This window comes from Gilvimarinus sp. 1_MG-2023 (assembly GCF_030548285.1).
On sequence record NZ_JAUOSC010000979.1, the window covers coordinates 1 to 273 of the forward strand.

A 273-nucleotide genomic window follows, 5' to 3' on the forward strand; every position below is an offset into this window, starting at 1 on the left:
AACACCTGCTTGGCTTCTACCAGCAAGTCCCAGCCGATGTTTTTGTCCTTGTCGCCAATCCAGGTTGAGAAACTGCCATACACCCAGCTGCCAGCCTTGAGCACTGGTAAATCACGCACGCAGGCATTCTGGTCGAGGGCATCGGAGAAGGTTGTCATGGCGATACGCGGATGCTCGGTCAGGGTCTGGTAGAGGGTTTCGAGGAAGGTGTAGCCGTTGTCCGGGTAATATTCCCAGGGGTTCTCGCCATCCAGAATCACCGCAACCACATGC

1 pseudogene is annotated in these 273 nt (G+C 55.7%); it reads right to left on the bottom strand.

Features of this window, described 5'->3' with window-relative positions:
- Positions 1-273: pseudogene (locus Q4563_RS19800) on the bottom strand (glycoside hydrolase); the annotation flags it as partial.